At 41.6% G+C, this 22,916-nt stretch carries 20 protein-coding genes; all 20 read right to left on the bottom strand.

Annotated elements, in window-relative coordinates; genetic code table 11:
- Window positions 1-91 precede the first annotated feature (91 nt).
- The 20 genes from ACE1TH_RS04580 to ACE1TH_RS04485 all read right to left on the bottom strand — a co-directional run bounded on the left by ACE1TH_RS04580 (window position 92) and on the right by ACE1TH_RS04485 (window position 22,854).
- Entirely contained in the window at window positions 92-334 is a 243-nt protein-coding gene (locus ACE1TH_RS04580) for a YlmC/YmxH family sporulation protein (protein ID WP_099301019.1), read from the bottom strand.
- Between the two features lie 47 nt (window positions 335-381).
- Window positions 382-1,626 carry a M16 family metallopeptidase gene (locus ACE1TH_RS04575; RefSeq protein ID WP_375078424.1) on the bottom strand — a complete coding sequence of 415 codons (1,245 nt, stop codon included), beginning with the start codon at window positions 1,624-1,626 and terminating at the stop codon, window positions 382-384.
- Window positions 1,619-2,620 carry a polysaccharide deacetylase family protein gene (locus tag ACE1TH_RS04570; protein WP_099301021.1) on the bottom strand — a complete coding sequence of 334 codons (1,002 nt, stop codon included), beginning with the start codon at window positions 2,618-2,620 and terminating at the stop codon, window positions 1,619-1,621. Before ACE1TH_RS04570 ends, ACE1TH_RS04575 begins: the two co-directional genes overlap by 8 nt.
- Window positions 2,621-2,726: 106 nt before the next feature.
- Window positions 2,727-4,874 (bottom strand): polyribonucleotide nucleotidyltransferase, encoded by a 2,148-nt coding sequence (gene pnp / locus ACE1TH_RS04565; protein WP_099301022.1) that lies wholly within the window; start codon window positions 4,872-4,874, stop codon window positions 2,727-2,729.
- A 164-nt stretch (window positions 4,875-5,038) separates the two neighbouring features.
- A complete protein-coding gene (rpsO, locus tag ACE1TH_RS04560) occupies window positions 5,039-5,308 on the bottom strand; it encodes a 30S ribosomal protein S15 (RefSeq protein WP_099301023.1) in 270 nt (89 codons plus the stop codon).
- 139 nt (window positions 5,309-5,447) lie between these two features.
- Entirely contained in the window at window positions 5,448-6,404 is a 957-nt protein-coding gene (locus tag ACE1TH_RS04555) for a bifunctional riboflavin kinase/FAD synthetase (RefSeq protein WP_375078423.1), read from the bottom strand.
- Between the two features lie 13 nt (window positions 6,405-6,417).
- A complete protein-coding gene (gene truB / locus ACE1TH_RS04550; protein WP_099301024.1) occupies window positions 6,418-7,335 on the bottom strand; it encodes a tRNA pseudouridine(55) synthase TruB in 918 nt (305 codons plus the stop codon).
- A gap of 76 nt (window positions 7,336-7,411) precedes the next feature.
- Window positions 7,412-7,768, bottom strand: a complete 357-nt coding sequence (gene rbfA, locus ACE1TH_RS04545) for a 30S ribosome-binding factor RbfA (RefSeq protein WP_099301025.1) — start codon at window positions 7,766-7,768, stop codon at window positions 7,412-7,414.
- 109 nt (window positions 7,769-7,877) lie between these two features.
- Window positions 7,878-8,159, bottom strand: a complete 282-nt coding sequence (locus ACE1TH_RS04540; RefSeq protein WP_099301026.1) for a DUF503 domain-containing protein — start codon at window positions 8,157-8,159, stop codon at window positions 7,878-7,880.
- Window positions 8,159-10,327 (bottom strand): translation initiation factor IF-2, encoded by a 2,169-nt coding sequence (infB, locus tag ACE1TH_RS04535; RefSeq protein WP_375078422.1) that lies wholly within the window; start codon window positions 10,325-10,327, stop codon window positions 8,159-8,161. Before infB ends, ACE1TH_RS04540 begins: the two co-directional genes overlap by 1 nt.
- A gap of 13 nt (window positions 10,328-10,340) precedes the next feature.
- Window positions 10,341-10,649 (bottom strand): YlxQ family RNA-binding protein, encoded by a 309-nt coding sequence (locus tag ACE1TH_RS04530; protein WP_099301028.1) that lies wholly within the window; start codon window positions 10,647-10,649, stop codon window positions 10,341-10,343.
- Window positions 10,646-10,921, bottom strand: coding sequence for an RNase P modulator RnpM (rnpM, locus tag ACE1TH_RS04525; protein ID WP_099301029.1), 276 nt, complete (start codon window positions 10,919-10,921; stop codon window positions 10,646-10,648). The genes ACE1TH_RS04530 and rnpM overlap by 4 nt, the downstream gene beginning before the upstream one ends.
- A gap of 14 nt (window positions 10,922-10,935) precedes the next feature.
- Window positions 10,936-12,042 carry a transcription termination factor NusA gene (gene nusA, locus ACE1TH_RS04520; protein ID WP_255223344.1) on the bottom strand — a complete coding sequence of 369 codons (1,107 nt, stop codon included), beginning with the start codon at window positions 12,040-12,042 and terminating at the stop codon, window positions 10,936-10,938.
- Between the two features lie 27 nt (window positions 12,043-12,069).
- Window positions 12,070-12,540 (bottom strand): ribosome maturation factor RimP, encoded by a 471-nt coding sequence (gene rimP, locus ACE1TH_RS04515; RefSeq protein WP_099301031.1) that lies wholly within the window; start codon window positions 12,538-12,540, stop codon window positions 12,070-12,072.
- A 202-nt stretch (window positions 12,541-12,742) separates the two neighbouring features.
- Window positions 12,743-17,023, bottom strand: coding sequence for a PolC-type DNA polymerase III (locus tag ACE1TH_RS04510; protein ID WP_375078791.1), 4,281 nt, complete (start codon window positions 17,021-17,023; stop codon window positions 12,743-12,745).
- Window positions 17,024-17,093: 70 nt separating this feature from the next.
- On the bottom strand, window positions 17,094-18,791 hold the full coding sequence (locus ACE1TH_RS04505) for a proline--tRNA ligase (RefSeq protein WP_099301032.1): 1,698 nt from the start codon (window positions 18,789-18,791) through the stop codon (window positions 17,094-17,096).
- A gap of 21 nt (window positions 18,792-18,812) precedes the next feature.
- On the bottom strand, window positions 18,813-20,066 hold the full coding sequence (gene rseP, locus ACE1TH_RS04500; RefSeq protein WP_099301033.1) for an RIP metalloprotease RseP: 1,254 nt from the start codon (window positions 20,064-20,066) through the stop codon (window positions 18,813-18,815).
- 19 nt (window positions 20,067-20,085) lie between these two features.
- Window positions 20,086-21,228 (bottom strand): 1-deoxy-D-xylulose-5-phosphate reductoisomerase, encoded by a 1,143-nt coding sequence (gene dxr / locus ACE1TH_RS04495; RefSeq protein WP_375078421.1) that lies wholly within the window; start codon window positions 21,226-21,228, stop codon window positions 20,086-20,088.
- Between the two features lie 37 nt (window positions 21,229-21,265).
- Window positions 21,266-22,063, bottom strand: a complete 798-nt coding sequence (locus ACE1TH_RS04490; RefSeq protein ID WP_099301035.1) for a phosphatidate cytidylyltransferase — start codon at window positions 22,061-22,063, stop codon at window positions 21,266-21,268.
- A gap of 14 nt (window positions 22,064-22,077) precedes the next feature.
- Window positions 22,078-22,854, bottom strand: a complete 777-nt coding sequence (locus ACE1TH_RS04485; protein ID WP_099301036.1) for an undecaprenyl pyrophosphate synthase — start codon at window positions 22,852-22,854, stop codon at window positions 22,078-22,080.
- Window positions 22,855-22,916: the final 62 nt, after the last annotated feature.

The raw sequence follows: 22,916 nt of genomic DNA, 5'->3' as shown, positions 1-22,916 counted from the left end.
CTGTCACAATGACAGGCTTTTCATACGTTTTTTTAATCTTATGAAGGCAAGGTTACGTATACATGTCTATTTCTTGAGCAAAAGAGGATCACTACGTCAAATTCGTTGTGTCAATAATAATCATATCTTGACCAATTTTTTTAATCTGTTGCCAGTAAACCGTTACTTCTTTGTCTTTGCGGTTGAATTGATACCACTTTGATACTGGCACGACAAAAGCGTGGATATCGCCAGATTGCTCGTCAAGTAACACGTCCGTTTGACCGAGAATACCGAGACGTTCCCCTTTTTCAAAATCAATAATTTCTTTGTTTGCAATTTCGCTTAATCGCACTGGAATCACCTCTTTATACATCGTATGAGGCTTGTCGCTATTCTAGACTATTTCGTAAAGATTGTCTCTGGCATCTGGTCACTTACGGAAACAATTGATAATGCAGGGTCATCTTTGAAAAGCGTTGCAGCTAAGTCGTTCACTTCTTCTAAAGAAATATCGTTAATTCGATCAAGGAGTTCATCTAAACTTTGGTGTTTTTTTAAGAGAAGTTCATTCTTTCCGTTTCGACTCATTCGGCTACTCGTACTTTCTAATCCAAGCATGATGCTTCCTTTAAGCTGTTCTTTGCCATTCTCTAACTCTTTTTTCGTTAATCCGTCCGCTTGAACCTGTTTTACGATCGAGGCCATTGATTCGGACAGCTGTTGAAGTTGGTTCATCTGGGTTCCTGCGTACACGGTTACCGAGCCGATTTTTTCATAAGCCGAATGGTAGGAAAAAACGGAGTAACAGAGCCCTTGCTCTTCACGAATTTCCTGAAATAGTCGACTCGACATACTTCCCCCTAATGCGTTGTTCAAAAGAATGAGGTTAAACATCTGGTCTGAGCCTACTTCAAGACCTGGATAAGCTAAGCAAAGATGCGCTTGTTCGGTTTCTTTTTGACGGTATTTTTGAACTGGAATAAAAGATGCTTCCGGTGGCTCATAGGAAGCTTTTGCAGCCTTAACCGCGGAAAAGATATCTTCTAATTGCGACAGTAATTCCTCTTGATAATGACCTGCAACCGAAATGACCACATGTTCCCCAACATAAAATTTGTCCATATACGCTAAAATTTGCTCTCTTGTAAACGATGCCAACGTCTGTTCTGTACCTAAGATTGGATTAGCCAGCGTAGATGAGCCAAATGATGCTTCACTTAACAATTCATGGACAAGATCATCAGGGGTATCTTCTACCATACGGATTTCTTCTAGGACGACATTTTTTTCTCGTTCAATTTCTTGTTCATCGAACACGGAGTTAAAGAACATGTCTTGAAGAACATCTACAGCAATATGAGCATGTTCGTCTAATACTTTTGCGTAATAACAGGTATATTCTTTTGCGGTAAAAGCATTCACTTGTCCACCAATGCGATCGAATGCTTCCGCTATATCTTGTGGAGACCTTGTTTTAGTTCCTTTAAACAGCATATGTTCAATAAAATGCGACATCCCGTTTTCAGCGTTACCCTCGTTACGAGAACCGGTTTTCACCCATATACCAATGGCCACAGAACGAACTGTGTCATTTTTTTCAGCCATGATGCGGACACCATTTTCTAGCTTTTTTTTATTAATCACTACTTGGACCCCCATTGATGTCTACTTCCATGTTTCTTGGTAACCTCGTTTCATTCATAAGTTCTGAAACCGTACCTAACATTAAATTCTTCTCTTTAATCCCTGTAATCATCGCATCTAGCCCTTTTGCTGATGATTCTGTTGGGTGCATGAGTAACATCGACCCCGCTTCCATTTTAGGGACAACCCGTGAAATCATCGAATTGACTTCAGGGTTCTTCCAATCAATTGTATCAACTGTCCACATGATTGTTTGCATATCATGTGCATGAACACGCTCAATGACAAGCTGATTATAGTCACCACTTGGCGGGGCGAACCAGATCGGTGTTTCATCAAGAGTTGCTTCAATAACGTCGGTTGTTTTTGAGAGTTCTTCATCTATTCTCGCTTCTGTTAACTTGCTCATTTGTGGATGTGAATAAGCATGGCTCCCAATTTCGTGCCCTTCTTCTTTAATCATAATCGCCATTTGAGGATTTTTCTTCACCCAAGAACCATCTAAAAAAAAGGTTGCTTGCACTTGATGCTCGCGCAATGTGCTAAGCATATCAGGTAAATATTCATTGCCCCATGCGACATTGATCAACAAGGCGGTCATCGGTTTTTCGGACACGCCTCGATAGATTGGAGCAGGGTCTAAATCACTTAAATGAATGCTCGGTTTTGTATCTTTAAAAATCAACATGGACTGGTTAAATGTGCCAGATTCTTTCATCTTATCATAGGATTTTTCAACGTCAACCTCTAGTCCGTTGTAACCGGGCATTGCCTTCCAGACACGATCAATTTTCGCATCTATTGCAGGAATATTCACTTTATTCGCATGATCTACAATAGACTCGTACAGCGGATCTTCAACGGCTTCAACCATCATCGAGGCGTTTAGCTTCACTGTTTCAATATATTGTGTTGCAAATGGATTTTGAACAGCACCTAAAGCGAGTATCACAACTGTACAGCACAGGATCATATGAACCATCTTACGCTTCATCTATTTCCCTCCTAAACCATAAAAGCTTCTCTTAGCATGTCTATGTTTTAGAGAAGGAGACTAGAATACACAAACAAAAAAGACTAGGAATTCTCCTAGTCCCGTTTTATTGCTCTTGTTCAGATGGGGTTTCTTCTTCGCTTTGCTGGGCTTGTTCTTCTTTTTCACGCTGTTCTTTTAGTAACACTTTGCGTGAAAGGTTTACGCGCCCTTGATTATCCACTTCAGTAACACGTACTTCAAGGTCGTCACCTAGTTTAAGAACGTCCTCTACTTTGTTTACCCGTTCTTCGGAAATTTGCGAGATATGAAGCAACCCGTCTTTTCCTTTAAAGATTTCAAGGAATGCTCCAAACTTTTCAATTCGTTTTACTTTCCCTGTGTACGTTTTGCCTACCTCAACTTCGCGTACAAGGTCTTCAATAATTTGCTTCGCTTTCGCATTCATTGTGGCATCAAGTGAAGAAATGTACACTGTACCATCTTGTTCAATGTCAATTTTAACATTGGTTTCTTCGATGATCTTATTAATGACTTTTCCACTTGGACCGATTACATCACGGATTTTATCTGGATTAATCGCTAGTGTTAAGATTTTAGGTGCATATTCAGAAAGCTCTGTGCGAGGCTCATGAATGGCCGTAAGCATATTATCAAGAATTTTCATCCGCCCTTGTTTTGCTTGCTCAAGCGCTTGTTCCAACACTTGACGGTTAATACCCGAAATCTTAATGTCCATTTGTAAGGCTGTAATTCCCGTTGCTGTACCTGCAACTTTAAAGTCCATATCACCAAGAGCATCTTCCATCCCTTGAATGTCGGTTAAGACAGTCATATGCTCACCTTGTTTAACAAGGCCCATCGCAATACCGGCTACTGGCGCTTTTATTGGAACACCAGCATCCATCATCGCAAGGGTGCTCGCACATATGCTTGCTTGAGATGTAGAGCCATTTGATTCTAGTACTTCAGATACGAGACGAATCGTATAAGGAAACTCTTGCTCTGAAGGAATCACTTGCTCAAGTGCGCGTTCTCCTAATGCACCATGACCAATTTCTCGACGTCCTGGTGCGCGGATTGGACCTGTTTCTCCAACGCTAAACTGCGGGAAATTATAGTGATGCATGAAGCGTTTTGTTTCTTCAATCCCTAAACCGTCCAAGATTTGAACATCGCCTAGTGCACCTAATGTACAAATGCTTAACGCTTGGGTTTGTCCACGTGTGAACAAGCCTGATCCATGGGTTCTAGGTAACATGTGAATCTGTGAATCAAGCGGACGAATTTCATCTACACCACGGCCATCAGGGCGTACTTTATCAACCGTAATCAGACGACGAACTTCTTCCTTGACGAACATTTGTAAGATCGCTTTAACTTCGCTTACTTCGACTGTTTCGTCTTCTTCATAGCGTTCCACTTGCGCTTTAATTACGGTATCAATTGCGTCTTGGCGAGCATGTTTTTCCTCTACTCGAACGGCTTCTTTCATTTGCTCTTCTACAGAACCTCTTAGCGTATTTTCAAGATCAGCATCAAACGTTTTTAGTTTAATTTCTCTCTTTTCTTTTCCACACGCTTCAATAATTTTTTCTTGGAAGGCAATCATTTCTTTAATATTTTCATGACCAGCTAGAATCGCTTCTAACATTACTTCTTCAGGTACTTCTTTTGCACCTGCTTCAACCATGTTAATCGCTTCTTTTGTTCCAGCAACCGTTAATTCAATATCACTTTCTGCTAGTTGTGCAGGCGTTGGGTTCATAATGAACTCACCGTCAACACGACCAACCGTTACACCTGCAATCGGTCCGTCAAACGGAATATCCGATACTGATAATGCTAGTGATGAACCGATCATTGCAGCCATTTCCGACGATGCATTTTGATCCGAACTCATGACAATGCTAATCACTTGTACTTCATTACGGAATCCATCAGGGAAAAGTGGGCGAATGGGACGGTCAATCAAACGACTTGTCAAAATCGCTTGCTCACTTGGACGCCCTTCTCGTTTAATAAATCCTCCAGGAATTTTTCCTGCTGCGTATAATCGCTCTTCATAATTGACCGTTAGTGGAAAGAATGGTAGATCTTTCGGCTCTTTCGAAGCAGTAGCTGTCGATAGAACTGCAGACTCACCATAACGGACAAGAACTGCACCATTTGCTTGTTTTGCGAGTTGACCAACTTCAACGGTAAACGTGCGGCCCGCCCAGTTGATTGTAAACTCGTGACGCTCTTGTTCCATGTATGTGTACTCCTCTCGTACATCTAAAAAAGTCTCATTCTTTATTATGACCGAAACGGCGCAAGTTTAAAAGAGTGAATTACAACCGTTTCATTGTTTTTTAGATTCATTCATATGTTCGCATGAAGAAAAAAGCGGGAGAACATCCCCCGCTTTTACAATCCTTATCGACGTAAGCCAAGCTTGTCAACTAAGTTACGGTAACGCGTAACATCTTTATTACGCAAGTAAGTTAACAAATTACGGCGTTGTCCAACCATTTTCAAAAGACCGCGACGTGAGTGGTGATCTTTTTTGTGTGTACGTAAATGATCGTTTAATGAATTAATTTGCTCAGTAAGAATTGCAACTTGAACCTCTGGAGAACCAGTGTCCGTATCATGTGTTTTAAATTCTGAAATTAGTTCATTTTTACGCTCTTGTGTTAAAGCCATTAGAGCCACCTCCTTATAATGTACCCCTTTTTCCGAGCAAACGTTGGTGAATCGTGTTGCCAAGAAGCGGGATGTCCACTTGAATAACTTCAGTGAACATTAGCTATTATAGACGTTAATTTATAAAATTGCAAGTGTCTTACTGCGCATGCTTTTCAAGCCATTGGAGGCTTGTTTCTCGATCGCGTCCAAGTTGTGCTTTAATTTCATCGATGCCATTAAATTTTTGTTCGGCACGAATCCATTCTAGAAACTCCACTTCTACCATTTCTCCGTAAATATCTTCTGAAAAATGAAAGAGATTCACTTCGACACTTGGTTCGGGTAAGTTGTCCACAAATGTTGGTTTATAGCCGACATTCGCCATTCCAGTCCATTTCTTTCCTTGTACGTAAAACGCAACAACGTATACACCTGTTTTTGGAATATGAAACCGTTCAGAAGTTGCTACATTGGCAGTCGGAAACCCTAATAAGCGTCCCCGAGCATCTCCATGTACGACTTCTCCTTTCACTTTATACGCGTATCCAAGCAAAGCGGATGCTTTTTGCACGTCTCCTTGTTCGAGTTCTTCGCGAATTCGAGTGGAGGATATTTTCTCCTCTTCATCGGTCACTTTTTCGATAATCGTATACGTAAAGCGATCTTTTGCATAGGTTCCAAGCTGACCCATCGTACCCGCACCTTTTACACCATATGTAAAATCAAACCCAGCCACGACGTGTTCCACTTGTAGTGAAACGATAAAATCATCTACAAATTGTTCTGGTGTTAATTTTGAAAACGACGGCGTGAAACGAACGGCATAAATTCGATCTACACCTAGTGCTTTCATTCTGTCAATCTTTGTTTCGAATGGCGTTAAATACCGCATTGGTTTCTCCGGATTTCCAAGCACTTCTTTTGGATGGGGAAAGAACGTCATGACCGCACTCTCCACACCTCTTTTATTCGCTTCATCGATGGCGTGTTGAATCACAGTTTGATGGCCTTTATGCACACCGTCGAAATAGCCAATGGCCATTACAGAGCGAGCGGCTTCTTTCATCCAATCCTGTTTGTCTGTATGATCGAGATCAATCATTACTAGCTTCAATTTCAAAACCCTCCTAAAGTCCTGCTGCCTGAGTGAAAAGCTTTTCTGGTTTAATCCAGCCTTCCTTTTTAGGGTGAGGTTGATATAAAGCAAGACACTCTCCCTTTTCATTATAAAATAAAAAGCGCTCCGCTCCAAAACTTTGATCTTCATTGTTTATCACGGCACCATTTTTAATCCGTTCTTCAAGCTCTGAATCTGCAAATTTTCGAGGAAAATGACTTAATGCATGTTCAAGTGCATAAAGCTTGTCATAGCGTTCTTCTACCGTCATCTCTTCCAACGCTTCAAATGTCACCGTATGATGATCTTCAAAGGAACCTGATGCAATTCTCGTAAGTGACGACATATGTGCTGGATAGCCAAGACGTGCGCCGATGTCGACTGCCAACGTTCGAATATACGTCCCTTTACTACATCGAACAGTAAACGAAAATGATTGTTGCCCATTAGAAGCCTCTTCCACATTCGTCAACGTTAATTCGTGGATCGTCACGTTTCGAGTTGGGCGCTCCACTTCAATGCCTTTTCGTGCATATTCATAAAGTCTTTTACCATTTACTTTGACAGCTGAATAATACGGCGGTGTTTGTTGAATAGACCCGCTAAATTCGTTCATCACTGCTTTCAACTCAACTTGTGAAATCGTGTGGGATACCGCTTGAGTCTCCACTACCTCTCCGTGGGCATCTTCTGTAGTTGTTGAAGAGCCAATCATCACTTCGCCTATGTATGTTTTATCAAAATCGGACATATACTCCGCTACTTTTGTTGCTCGCCCAATACAAATTGGTAATACGCCATCCACTTCAGGGTCTAAGGTTCCTGTGTGACCAACTTTTTTTGTTTTAAATAAACGGCGAATGCGATTGACACAGTCATGAGAGGTCATGCCTCTTGGTTTATATAAAGCTAAAATCCCTGCATTCATACGTGCCCATTCCTCTCCTTACAGTCTTCATGACAAAAATAGGGGATAGCAACTGAATTGCCATCCCCACATTTTTTTACTGATTTTCGTTATCGCTTTTTACTTCTCGTAAAAGCGACTCAATTCGATTGCCGTATTGAATCGACTCATCAATTGAAAAACTTAGTTCTGGGGTTTTTCGAAGACGAATTCTCTTTCCGATTTCAGAGCGAATAAAACCTTTCGCCTTTTCTAAACCAGCAAGGGTTGCTTTTTGTTCTTCATCGTCACCAAGTACAGTAATAAATGCTGTCGCTTGTTGTAAATCTCCCGTTACATCGACACCTGTCACAGTAACAAATTTCACTCGAGGATCTTTAATTTCACGTAGAAGAATATCACTAAGTTCTTTTTTCATTTGTTCGCCGACTCGCTCAGCACGATTGTTCGCCATGATCTACACCTCTATCTCTCTGACTATAGACAACAATTCCGAACTACATGTCGGTAGTTCTACTCTTGTTTTTCCTACCCATTTATGGGATGCCCTTTTCTTAAAAAGATTAAACCCATTCCCAGTCTGTTTGTGTTCGCTCCACCTGATCGTGTTGATCAATTAGGTGGAGCGCTCTCTGTATCTCTGCTTCCAAGCTTTGTTTTGACGAATTAACGGCGGCAATCGTTAGCTCTGCTCGTTGCCATAAATGTTGATGATCGGTCTCAGCAACACTAACATTAAATCGCTGCCGCATTCTCGTTACGATGCTTTTCAATACAGACCGCTTTTCCTTTAACGACTGCGCCATAAAGATAAAGCACTCACAACGGACAACCGCTACGTGCATTAGCGCTTAATTTCTTCCATGACGTAAGCTTCAATAATGTCGCCTTCTTTAATGTCGTTGAATTTCTCAAGCGTAATTCCACACTCATAGCCTGCAGCTACTTCTTTTGCATCGTCTTTAAAACGTTTCAACGCATTTAATTCACCTTCATACACGACAATGCCATCGCGAATTAAGCGAACAGATGAGTGACGGGTAATTTTTCCTTCTGTTACGTAAGAACCAGCAATTGTACCGACTTTTGATACTTTGAACGTCGTACGGACTTCAACTTGCCCGATTACTTTTTCTTCAAATTCTGGGTCTAATGCACCCTTCATTGCCTGTTCAATCTCATCAATTGCGTTATAAATAACACGGTGCAAACGAATATCTACATTTTCAACTTCTGCAACACGCTTAGCGTTCACATCAGGACGAACGTTAAAGCCAATCACAATTGCGTTTGATGCAGAAGCAAGAATAATATCAGACTCCGTAATGGCACCCGCACCTGTGTGTATAATGTTCACTTTCACACCGGCTACGTCAATTTTTTCAAGAGAGCCTCTCATCGCTTCAACAGAACCTTGTACGTCCGCTTTAATGATGACGTTGATATCTTTAATATCGCCTTGCTGGATTTGATTAAAGAGATCATCAAGACTTACTTTTGATGTTTCTGAAAGATTTTGCTCACGATAACGTGCCATTAATCCTTCCCCAACTTGACGTGCTTTCTTCTCATCTTTAAACGCTTGGAAACGATCACCAGCTTGTGGTACATCATTCAACCCGGTAATTTCAACTGGTGCAGAAGGTCCAACCGTTTTAACGCGGCGGCCAAGATCGTTAACAAGGGCACGTACGCGACCGAATGTGCTTCCTACAACGACTGCATCCCCTACATTAAGCGTTCCGCTTTGAACGAGAAGGGTTGCAACTGGTCCTCTACCTTTGTCTAGCTGTGCTTCAACAACTGTACCTGTTGCAAGTTTTTCTGGATTTGCTTTTAATTCCTCTACTTCAGATACAAGTAGAATCATTTCAATTAGCTCATCAATCCCGTCCCCATTTAATGCAGACACATTCACAAAAATTGTCTCTCCGCCCCATGCTTCTGGGACTAATTCAAATTCTGTTAACTCTTGCATCACTCGGTCAGGATTTGCTGATTCTTTATCCATTTTGTTAACAGCAATAATAATTGGTACTTCTGCTGCTTTCGCATGGCTAATCGCTTCTTTCGTTTGCGGCATAACGCCATCATCTGCAGCGACAACAATAATTGCAATATCCGTAACTTGAGCACCTCGTGCACGCATCGTTGTAAACGCGGCGTGACCCGGTGTATCAAGGAAAGTAATTTTCTTGTCGTTTTGCTCAATTTGATAGGCACCAATATGCTGCGTGATGCCGCCAGCTTCTCCAGCCGTTACTTTTGTGTTACGAATTGAATCAAGAAGCGTCGTTTTCCCGTGGTCAACGTGTCCCATAATCGTTACAACAGGCGGTCGTTCTTGAAGTTCTTCTTCTTTATCCTCACTGTCGTATAGCTCAATATCAAGTTCATCCACAAACACTTCTTCTTCTACAGCAACTCCATAGTCAGCAGCAAGAAGCTCAATTGTATCTTTATCTAACTCTTGGTTAATCGTTGCCATAACACCAAGCTTCATTAATTTCTTAATAAGCTCAGACGCTTCACGGTGAAGCTTCGCAGCAAGTTCACTTACGGATAAGCTACCAGAAATCATAATTTTTTCAGGTAAAGGCATTTGCTGGTGGTTCGGACGATTTTGTGGTCCGCCACGTTTCTTCCCTCGCCCTTGATGACGACGGTTGTTATTCCCTGGTCTACCTTGATTGCGGTTTCCAGGGCCACCGCCTGGACGGTTACCTTGATTACGGTTCGATTGGTTGCGATTTCCGCTACCTTGACTAACATTTCCTTGTTGTCCTGCGGGTTTCTTATCTTTCGGTCGATCGTCTGTTTTTTTATTCATACGGTTTTGATCTCCATTTCCTCCAGAAGCCTGTACTTGTTGATTGGCTTTCTTTAATGTCTCCTCTTCCACAGTCGACATATGGTTTGACACGTTTTCACCCATGGCTTTCAGTTTTTCAATCAGTTGTTTGCTTTGAACTTGATTTGCTTTTGCGTATTCATGAATTCGCATTTTTGACATATACATACCTCCATTATTGGTTCAGTAATGCAGCAATTTTCTTAGCAAACCCTTTACTTCGAATACCTATAACGACACGTGCTTCTTTTCCAATTGCTGACCCGAGTTCATAGCGGTCATTTGGTGAGTAAACTGGAATGTTGTAATAGCTACATTTATCTCGTACTTTTTTTTCAGTGTTCGCACTTGCATCATTTGCTAGTAATACAATGGCCACATTGCCTTTACGGACAGCTTCTAACGTAAGTTCTTCCCCTGTTACTAGCTCTCCTGCGCGCATGCAAAGTCCGAGTGTAGATAAATATCGTTGGTTTGGGTTCATTTCTTTTTAACCTTTTTCAAATCGGCTAAAAGCTGATCGTACACTTCTGCCGACACTTTCACTTGTAAGTGTCGTGTCAAACTATCTCTTTTTTTCGCCATCTCAAATACGTCTTCATTGTGTGATAGGTAGGCTCCTCGACCGTTTTTCTTACCAGTCGGGTCAAGCTCTACAGTTCCTTCAGGTGTACGAACAATTCGAATCAGTTCACCTTTAGGTTTCATTTCATTTGTGACGATACATTTTCTAAGCGGTATTTTCCGTTGCTTCATCGACATCTCCCGCCTTACTTTAGTTCATCCAATTCTTCTTCTAAAAGAACGTCCGTCAATTCCTCATCACCATCAAGCAAGCCTAGTTCTCTTGCTTCTGTTTCATTCTTGATATCAATTTTCCAACCGGTTAATTTTGCTGCTAAGCGTGCGTTTTGCCCGCGCTTTCCAATTGCTAAAGAGAGTTGATAATCTGGAACAATCACTTGAGTCATCTTTTCATCTTCGTTTACATTTACGCGCATAACTTTTGCCGGACTAAGCGCGTTTGCAATATAAACAACTGGATCTTCAGACCATTGGACAATGTCAATTTTCTCGCCTTTCAATTCATCCACGATGGTTTGCACTCGTTGTCCTCTTTGCCCAACACATGCACCAACAGAGTCCACTTCAGGATTATCAGAATGAACTGCAATCTTAGAGCGATCGCCAGCTTCTCTTGAAACGGATTTAATTTCAACCGTTCCATCATAAATTTCCGGTACTTCAAGCTCAAATAAACGTTTTAATAAACCTGGATGCGTACGGGAAATTAAAATTTGTGGGCCTTTTGTTGTTTTTTCGACTTTTGTAATATACGCTTTAATGCGGTCGTTGTGTCGATACACTTCATTCGGCATTTGTTCTGTTAGCGGCAGTAGCGCTTCTACTTTTCCGAGGTCAACATAAATAAAACGGTGGTCTTGTCGTTGAACAATTCCGTTCATAATATCTTCTTCACGATCAATAAAATCTGAATAAATAATACCACGTTCGGCTTCACGCACTCGTTGTGTTACAACTTGTTTTGCCGTTTGTGCTGCAATTCGCCCGAAGTCTTTCGGCGTCACTTCAATCTCCACAACATCATCCACTTCATAGTTTGGATTGATGACCTGTGCTTCATCTTCTGATATTTCAAGCCGTTTATCAAACACTTCTTCAACAACAACTTTTCGCGCAAATACGCGAATACTGCCGTTCGTACGATTCACATCAACACGAACGTTTTGTGCTTGACCGAAGTTTCGCTTATAACCAGAAATGAGTGCCGCTTCAATGGCTTCAATGATGACTTCTTTTTTTATCCCTTTGTCAGCTTCAAGGGTAGTTAAAGCTTCCATAAATTCACTATTCATGGATAGCACCTCCTTCATTTTCTTCACCTAGAACAGAATCGATAAACGGATATTTGCAACCTTCTCATATGGAATCGTTTTAATGACTGTACGAGTTTTCACTTTCGTTTCAATCGTTAATTCATCGTTTTGAAACGAAGATAGTACACCTTCAAACGCCTTTTCTCCATCTAGAGGTTCATAGGTCGTCACGTAAACGCCTTTTCCAACTGCTTTTTCTACATCAGCTTTTTTCTTAAGCGGTCGTTCTGCACCTGGAGAAGATACTTCAAGAAAATAGGCTTCTGTAATCGGATCCGCTTCATCTAACTGTTCACTAAGCTTCTCACTGACTTTTTCACAGTCATCTAGATCGACGCCTTTATCAGAATCAATATAAACGCGTAAAAACCAGTTCGGTCCTTCTTTTTTGTATTCTACTTCTACTAACTCAAGCTGTAATTCTTCTACAATTGGAAGGACCAATTGTTCTACTTTACTAGAGACGATTTTACTCAAACATCTGTCCCTCCTTATACATAATAAAAAACGTATACCACTCATAAGCATACGTATCAGGCATATCCAACTTTTCATGCGCCTAGCGAGTTTGCGAACAAAAAGAGTGGGTTGCCCCACTCTTTCATCACTTCGTATGCTAACTATTACCATAAACGATTTTATCACATGAATTGGTCTCACGCAAGGCTTGTTCTCGTTCCTAAAACAACGATAGTTGATTTGACTCCGGTAGTTCATGTAAACAACCATGGTCCGATAAATTTTCCACAACGGTTTTTGTTAATTTTGCTCGTTGTTGTAAATCTTCTTTTGACAAGAAATGACCGTTTTCACGAGCCTTCACAATGTTCAAAGCAGCGTTTGTACCGACACCATTTAATGAATTAAATGGCGGCAGTAGCGTATCGCCATCAACGATAAACTCAGTTGCCGACGATTTATATAAGTCTACTTTCTGGAACCCGAACCCTCGTTCACACATTTCTAAGGAAAGTTCAAGAACCGTTAATACGGCTTTTTCTTTTGGAGCAGCGTCTAAACCTTTGGCGTTAATTTCATCAATTTTTGCTTTGATTGAGCTCGAACCTTTGATCATTACATCCATTTCAAAGTCATCTGCTCGAACCGTGAAGTATGTCGCGTAATAAAGAATAGGGTGGTGGACCTTGAAATAAGCAATTCGAACAGCCATCAACACATAAGCGGCTGCGTGGGCTTTCGGGAACATGTACTTAATTTTTGTACATGAATCAATGTACCAATCAGGCACATTATGCTTTTTCATTTCTTCAACCCACTCTGGTTGCAATCCTTTTCCTTTTCGAACGAACTCCATAATTTTAAAGGCAAGCGAAGATTCGAGCCCTTTATAAATTAAATAAACCATTATGTCATCACGACAACCAATGACATCTTTAAGCTCACAAGTGCCATTGTATATTAACTCATTTGCATTTCCTAACCAGACGTCTGTCCCGTGGGAAAGTCCAGATATTTGTAAGAGCTCAGAAAATGTACTTGGTTTCGTTTCTTCAAGCATTTGTCGTACAAAGCGTGTGCCAAATTCAGGAATGCCAAGCGTCCCGGTTTTACACATAATTTGTTCTTCCGTTACACCTAAAATTTCCGGTGACGCAAAAATTTTCATTACGTCTGGATCATCGGTTGGAATTGTCTTTGGATCAATCCCAGATAAATCCTGCAACATCCGAATTGCAGTCGGATCATCGTGTCCAAGAATATCAAGTTTGAGCAAATTATCATGAATGGAATGGAAATCAAAATGCGTCGTTTTCCATTCTGCATTTTTATCATCTGCCGGGAATTGAATTGGTGAAAAGTCATGAATATCTTTGTAATCTGGCACAACAATAATACCACCAGGGTGCTGACCTGTTGTACGTTTTACGCCTGTACAACCTGACACGAGTCGATCGATTTCTGCCCCTCTCATTAAGAGGTCGTGGTCATTTTGATAGCCTTTTACAAAGCCATATGCGGTTTTTTCAGCAACGGTACCAATCGTTCCAGCACGATAGACATACTCTTCTCCAAATAAATCTTTTGTATAGGCGTGCGCTCGTGGCTGATATTCACCAGAGAAATTCAAATCAATATCCGGTACTTTATCTCCTTTAAAACCTAAGAACGTCTCAAAGGGAATATCTTGTCCGTCTTTTTGATAATACGAGCCACATTCTGGGCAATTCGCATCAGGTAAGTCATATCCCGAAGCAACAGAACCATCATCAAAGAAGTGGGAATGTTGACAGTTCGGACAAACATAGTGCGGTGGAAGTGGATTAACTTCGGTAATTTCTGTCATCGTCGCAACAAATGAAGACCCCACCGATCCTCGAGAGCCAACTAGATAACCATCATCAAGAGACTTCTTCACGAGCTTTTGTGAAATTAAATAAATAACCGCAAAACCGTGGCCAATAATACTACTCAATTCTTTTTCTAACCGCGCCTCAACGATCTCAGGCAACGGGCTACCGTAAATCGCTTTTGCCCGTCCGTAGCTCATTTCCCTCATCTCATCATCTGCACCTTCAATTTTTGGTGCATACAATTCGTCTGGAATCGGATGAACGTCACCTATTCGATTAGCGATTTCGTTGGAGTTCGCTACAACAAGCTCTTGCGCTTTTTCTTCACCTAAAAAGGTGAACTCTCCTACCATTTCATCTGTCGTCCGAAAATGGACGAGCGGTAGTTCTTGCCGATTTAGTGGATTCGCTCCGCCTTGAGAGGCAATTAAAATCTTCCGGTAGATCGCGTCGTTTTCATTAACATAATGCACATTTCCTGTAGCAACAACTGGAATTTGCAACTGTTCACCTAACTGCACGATTTTCCCGATAATTTCTTGCAACGCTTGTTCATCTTTAATGAGTTCTCGCTCAATTAAATGACGATAGTTTCCAGGTGGCTGGATCTCTAAAAAGTCATAGAAACGAGCAATTCCTTCCACTTCATCAGCGGATTTCTGCATCATGCCTTCAAACACTTCACCTTTATCGCAAGCAGAGCCAATTAATAAACCTTCACGATGCTTATTAAGCTCTGAACGTGGAATACGTGGTGTACGAAAATAATAGTTTACATGGGACATCGTTACAAGACGATATAAGTTTTTCAACCCTTCTTGCGAGGTCACATGTATTGTTGCATGAAACGGACGCTGGCGGTGAAAATTTCCTTGTCCCATATGATTATTCAGCTCATCGTGATACATAATTTCTTTTTCAGCGGAATCTTTTACCATTTTCCACAAAAGATACGCCGTGGCCTGTGTATCATAAATAGCACGGTGGTGACTAACTAATTCAATATCAAATTTCTTACACAATGTATTTAAACGGTGATTTTTTAATTCAGGATAAAGGAATCGTCCTAACTCTAATGTATCAATTACAGGATTCTGTACTTCCGTAAAACCCATTTTTTTATAGCCTACATTTAAAAAGCCAATATCGAAACTTGCATTGTGGGCAACAATGGTTGCGTCGCCAGCAAATTCTTTAAATTGCTTTAAAACGTCTAATGGATCGGGAGCACCTACTAACATATCATCAGTAATTCCTGTTAAATCGATAATCGTTGCTGACAATGGCTCTTTTGGATCAGCAAACGATTCATAGGTGTCAACGATTTCGCCATTCTTAATCTTAACTGCAGCTAGCTCAATCACCGTATTGTAAACAGCTGAAAGTCCTGTTGTTTCCACGTCAAATACGACGTATTCTTCATCTAAAAGAGAACGGTGGTCTGAGTTATAGGCAATCGGTACCCCATCATCCACAATGTTCGCTTCCATCCCGTAAATGACTTTAATACCATGTTTTTTGCTCGCATTATACGCTTCTGGAAATGCTTGTACAACGCCGTGATCGGTAATCGCGATGGCGCTATGTCCCCATTTTGCTGCCTGTTCGACATATTGACCAACGGAGACCATTCCATCCATTTGACTCATTGTTGAATGGGTATGAAGCTCAACTCGTTTTTCTTCTGCTGTATCAATTCGCGCTTTAGGTGTAATTTGATTAAAATCATTCGCGATCATAACAAGATCACGGACAAACGTATCGTTTTGTATGCCACCTCGGACCTTCATCCACATTCCTTTTTTTACAGCTTGTAAAATAGGGATATCTTCTTTATCTCGCGAAAACATTTTTACTAGGATTGAATCGGTATAATCGGTTATTTTAAACGTTAATAAGGTTCGACCACTACGGAGTTCACGTGTTTCTGCTGCAAACACATACCCTTGAACGGTGATTCGTCGCTCTTCATCAACGATCGCCTCTAATGGAACCGGATCATCTTTAATCGGATACCCCATCGAGAGATTAGCATCTGTTACTTGCTTCGTCATCTCTTCTTCCATCCGCTTCTTCTCGAGCATCGCTTCGACCACTTTTGAATGATCTTCTTCTTGACGTTTGCGCACGAATTCGTCGTAGGCTTCTTTCGACTCTTCAACAGAAATTTGTAGCGCAATCAATGGCAAACCGTAACGAACACATATTTCTTTAAAGGGTTCCACGAGCTTTCGCTTCATCGCCTGACCTTCCGCATCATTTTGGGCGACAAGGGCAAGCGTGTTATTGCTCATATCTGGTGCTTGTTTATGAAGCGCTGCAGCAAGCGGTGGCGACAATAAAGCAAATTCTTGAACAATAATTGGCCAATACCCTTTCCACGATTCTGCTGACATCTCATTCTCATCATACGTAAATGTAGAGGTTGCTTTTGCAATCTGTTTAAACGTCACCTCTAATTTCCTCGTGAAAAGCTGGGCAAGTTCCGCTGGTAAGACTTGCTTAAGGTGAATATGAAAATGCCACGACTTTGTTTCTCTCGAAATCACTAGCTTTTTAATATAGCCATTTTCAAAATAAGCATGTCCGTCTGTTGGGATCTGTAATTGTTCGAGTAATAATCGAAGACGCTCTTCTCTCGATCCCATGTCGTTGTTCACTAAAAATCACTCCCCCGTGCAAGGAAATGGACTGACCAATTGGCCAGTCCATCCTTCGTCAATTGGCAAATTCCTTTACCCATTGTACAAGATTTTCTTTTGATAGCTCAAGCTGTTCGCCTGATTTTCTTACCTTCACTTCTACAATGCGCTCAGCTGCTCGCTTGCCAACTGCAATTCGAATTGGTAAACCAATTAAATCTGCGTCTTTAAACTTCACACCTGCGCGTTCAGCGCGGTCATCAAATAACACTTCTACGCCTGCTTTTTTCAATTCGGTGTAAATCGATTCTGCCAAATCGCGCTGTTCATCATTTTTTACGTTTAATGCGAGTAAATGAACGCGAAATGGTGCAATTGCCGTTGGCCAGACAATCCCGTTTTCATCATGATGTTGTTCAATGACTGCAGCAATCGTTCGCGAGACACCAATGCCGTAACAACCCATTAAGAACGGTTGTGCTTTCCCATTTTGATCAAGGTACTTTGCATGTAGAGCCTCGGAATACTTCTTACCTAACTTAAACACTTGACCAACTTCAATGCCTTCCGCAAAACGAAGGGTGCCTGTCCCGTCTGGTGAAGGATCTCCTTCTTTTACCGTACGAAGGTCTCTATAAGCTGTAGCTTGATAGTCTTTACCAGGACCGACATTCATAAAGTGGTAACCCGTCTCGTTCGCTCCACAAGCAATGGTCTCCATACCGTGGACGCGATGATCAGCATAAATTGGCACATCGGTTACGTTGACTGGACCAATTGACCCAGGTGTCGCACCAAATAGCTCAACTACTTCTTCTTCTGTCGCCATCCGTAGCTCTTTTACACCAAGCTCATGAAGAACTTTCACTTCATTCAGTTCATCATTCCCGCGTAGAAGCAACAGCGCACTCTCACCATCTACAAACACAACTAGCGCTTTTAAAATGTGGTCTGGATCTACACCTAGTGCTTCAGCGGCATCGTTTACGGTTTTAGCTTCAGGAGTCGCTTTCTTGGCAAGGGTTCCGTACATTTGCGCTTGCGGTGGTTCCGGCGCCAGGCTAGACGCCATCTCTAGATTTGCCGCATAATCGGAACCATCGGAGTAGGCAATTGTATCTTCTCCAACACCTGCTAGCGCCATAAATTCATGCGTATCTTTTCCACCCATTGTACCTGAATCCGCAATAACTGGACGGAAGGTTAAACCGACACGTGTGAAAATTCGTGTATACGCAGCATGCATCGCCCAATAGGTTTCATTAAGGCTTTCTTCCGAATCGTGGAATGAATACGCATCTTTCATAATAAATTCGCGCCCACGTAATAACCCAAAACGAGGTCTACGTTCATCACGAAATTTCGTTTGAATTTGATATACATTTAACGGTAATTTCTTATACGATGTAATGCCGTCTTTAATAATTGTCGTAATTACTTCTTCGTGCGTTGGCCCGAGAGCAAAATCGCGATTATGACGGTCCTTTAACCGCATAAGCTCGTTTCCCATATCTTCCCAACGGCCAGACTCTTGCCATAATTCCGCTGGATGAAGAGCTGGTAGCGTTAGTTCTTGAGCACCAATCTCATCTAATTCTTCTCGAATAATTGCTTCAATCTTCGTCATCGCTCGTTTTGCTAATGGAAGATAGGCGTACACACCTGAAGCAATTTGGCGCATCATCCCAGCACGAAGCATCAGCTGGTGACTCAACGCATCTGCATCAGCTGGAAGATCCCGCATAGTTGGTACTAAATAAGTTGATTGTCTCATCGCTTCACTTCCTCAATTTCATTATGAAAATAGCTTACTAATATCGTTCCAGGTTACCACAATCATTAACAACATCACGAGAGCAAATCCAACGAACTGAATCGCCCCTTCTTTTTCAGGAGAGACCGGTTTCCCTCGTATTCCCTCATAAGCTAGAAACATTAAGCGTCCACCGTCTAAAGCAGGGATTGGGAAGAGGTTTATAACGCCTAAGTTCACACTTAAAAGCGCAGCAAAGAAAAAGACTTGATACGTTCCAGCCGCAACTGCTGAATCGGTAATGTTGTAAATGCCAACAGGACCTGAAATATAATCAAGCGAAAATTCACCTGTTAAAATCAGTCCAAGCGTTTGAAAGATAGAAGTAGCAAAATCAACAAATGTTGTCGCTGCTTCGCCAATAGCTGGGACAAACCCTGATTCTCTTAGCGGGGCAACACCGATGACACCAAGCTCCTCATCGATTTCAGAAACGTAGTTTGAACTTGTTGTTAACGTCACATCTTGCTCTGATCCATCACGCTCAAACGTAATCACAACGTCTTGATTTGGTCGTTCACCAATCGCTTCTTGCATTTGTTGCCAGCGTTCTGTTTCAACGCCATCTACGGCTACAATTAAATCACCTTGCTGAAGACCCGCTTGTTCTGCAGGAGAGCCTGCAATTGGATCAATTTGATTTGTGGAGAAGCCTGCAATCGAAAACAACCCTAACAAAAGGACGTACGCTAAAATGAAATTCATGAGTGGTCCGGCAAAAATCGCCATCGCCCGTGCCGGTAACGATTTTGAACCAAACTGACGATGCCAAGGTGCGTTCATTTGCGCCATTTCATCTTGAACAATCATCGCTTTTTCATGGACTTCATATCGTACGAGCTCACCTGATTCTTCGTCCATAGTCTCAATAAAGAGTTCATGTACGAGATCAATGCGCTCAACTTGTACAACGTGTGCTTCAGGGTGTTTCGATTTGTTATTAATAATAATCTCGGTTACCTTTTGATCGTTATCAAAGACTAATCCTACTTCATAGCCTGGTCGAATAACCGTTTGTTCAGGCTCTTCTCCAGCCATTCGAACATATCCACCAATTGGCAATAGGCGAACCGTATAGATCGTATCGTTTTTCTCAAAGGCAAAAAGTTTCGGCCCCATTCCGATCGCGAATTCATAACACAGAATCCCCGCTCTTTTTGCGAAAAATAAATGACCCCATTCGTGTACAAACACGAGCACACTGAATATAGCAATAAAAGCCAGTAACGTATTCAACAGCCATACCGCCTTCCTGTTAGTTGTTCATTACACGTGCACGAACGGCTTGGTCAACTGCAAGGATCTCATCCAATGAAGGATTTGATTGCATCGCGTGTGAATGTAATGCCTGTTCAATGACGTCTTCAATTTGCAAGAACGTAATCTCCCCTTTTAAAAACTGTGCAACGGCTACTTCATTTGCCGCATTCAGCACAGTTGGCACCGTTCCACCACTCCTGCCAGCTTCATAAGCAAACTTCATGCAACGATAACGGTCAAAATCTAAATCTTTGAAATGGAGTTTGCCAATTTCAGCAAGATTTAATCGGTCGCCTTCTAGCCGCTCTAAGCGGTTAGGATATGTAAGTGCGTATTGAATCGGCACGCGCATATCCGGTGTTCCAAGTTGCGCGATTACGCTTCGGTCAACAAATTCAACCATGGAATGAATGATGCTTTCTTTATGGATTACTACATCAATATGGTCATAGTCGATATTAAATAACCAATTTGCTTCAATCACTTCTAGGCCTTTATTCATCATCGTTGCCGAATCAATGGTAATTTTAGCTCCCATGGACCAGTTTGGATGAGAAAGCGCTTGTTCAACCGTCACATGTTGCAACTCATCTCTTGATTGATCGCGAAAACTCCCTCCTGAAGCAGTGAGGATCAAACGATCAATCGCTTTAGCCGGTTCGCCATTTAATGCTTGGAAAATAGCGGAATGCTCACTGTCTACCGGTATAAGAGGCACATTATGTTTTTTCGCTGCTGCCATCACAAGATGACCTGCCGTTACGAGTGTCTCTTTATTTGCAATTGCAACAGGTTTCCCTGCTTCAATCGCAGCTAATGTTGGCAGAAGACCGACCGACCCTGTAATCGCAGTGACCACAACATCGCTTTCATTCATTCGCGCAACTTCTTTTAATCCTGATTCTCCATAATGTAATTCAACTTCTTTTCCAAATTCCCTTTGAAGACTTTTGGCATCTTCTTCTTTTGCAACGGATACAAGCTTCGGCTTAAACGCTTGAATTTGCTTTCGTGCAAGTTCAATGTTTGCTCCGCATGACATCGCCACTAGCGAAAAAGCTTGCGGATGCTCACGGATCACATCTAATGTTTGTGTACCGATTGATCCCGTCGAACCAAGTAAACTAACTTTTTTCATCGTGCATCCTCCAATTTTCTAACCAAGCATCTTTTTCTTAAATTAACTGTAAAAGATGTAAAAGCGGCATAACAAAAAGTAAACTGTCAAAGCGGTCAAGGATCCCGCCGTGTCCTGGCAATACATTCCCAGAATCTTTCACAGCATAGTGTCGTTTTAAAGCAGACTCGACCAAATCGCCAATCTGTCCAAAGACTGCGGTGGCGAGCATAATGAATACAGCCGTTATGTATGAAGTAAATGCTGGTGTTAAGAAGAAAAACAAGCTCCCGATGACAACTGCAAGCACAATTCCACCAAGTGATCCTTCAATCGTCTTATTCGGGCTGATTTCTGGCCAGAGCTTATGTTTCCCAAAAGCCTTTCCAACAAAGTAAGCACCAGAATCGGTGGTCCAGATTAAAACGATGACAAATAATACAAGCCATAACCCAATTTCCGCGATACCTCTTGCTTCAATTAAAAAGTGAAAACCGAACCCAACATATACACTAGAGAGAACAATAAAGCCCACTTCGTCAAATGTAAATTGATTTTTCGTTAATACGGTTAACATTAAAAGGATGAGGATAAGAAAAATAAACAATTCTATTTTTGTATATTGTATTGGAATGAATTGATCATACCAAGCCGTCGGAATAAGAAGAAGCCACATGGAAATAAGTCCAACGATTCCTCTTAACGATAAAGCTTGAATTTTCCTCATTTTCAATAGTTCAATCATTGCGATGGTTGCCATTAGTGAAACAAACATGGAAAACCACCAGCCGCCAAGAAAAACAAACGTTAAAATGACGATTCCAATAAATAAACCTGTAACAATTCTAGTTTTCATTGACGTCGCCCTTCCTATAATCCTCCGAATCGTCTGCCACGATTTTGATAGGTACCTATCGCCTCATGGAAGTGATTTTCATTAAAATCAGGCCAAAGGACATTTGTAAACCAAAACTCACTATAAGCGAGTTGCCAGAGCATAAAATTACTCAATCTTATTTCACCGCTTGTACGAATGAGTAAATCAGGATCCTGTAGCTGACTACTCATAAGATGGGCGCCAATGACGTCTTCATTGATTTCCTCTGTCGATAGGCTACCTGTCTCTACTTTTGCAGCAATTTGCTTAACAGCATCAGCCAACTCCGTACGACTCCCATAATTTAAAGCAAAATTCAAGACTAAACCTGTATTGTGCTTTGTTTTTTCGATCGCTTCATCGACTGCATTTAATGTGTGAATCGGCAGTTGATCTTTCATCCCCATAATACGTACTTGGACATTCTCTTTAATCAGTGTTGGCAGTTCACTTTTAAGGTAACGTTCAGGCAAGCTTAAAAGGAAATCGACTTCCGCTTTTGGACGCATCCAATTTTCAGTAGAAAAGGCGTAAAGGGTTAGAACTTCAACGTTCAGTTCATTCGCTGCTCGCACGATCTTATTTACATTTTTCATGCCTTCGCGATGACCAGCAATTCGAGGCAAGCCACGATTTGATGCCCAACGACCATTTCCATCCATAATAATCGCCACGTGCTTCGGAATTCGATTTAAATCAAGGTCTATATCAAACTGCTTTTCTTCATCAGTATGAAAAGCTTGCTTCCATTTTGAAAATTTCTCGAGCATTCTTCGCCCTCCGTCTCACTAGCGGTTCGCCCTTCATCTTGCTTAAAAGTGTAAAAAACCCC

Source organism: Shouchella sp. JSM 1781072, assembly GCF_041949915.1.
GTDB lineage: Bacteria > Bacillota > Bacilli > Bacillales > Bacillaceae_D > Shouchella.
This window is presented reverse-complemented; position numbering and strand designations above follow the sequence as displayed.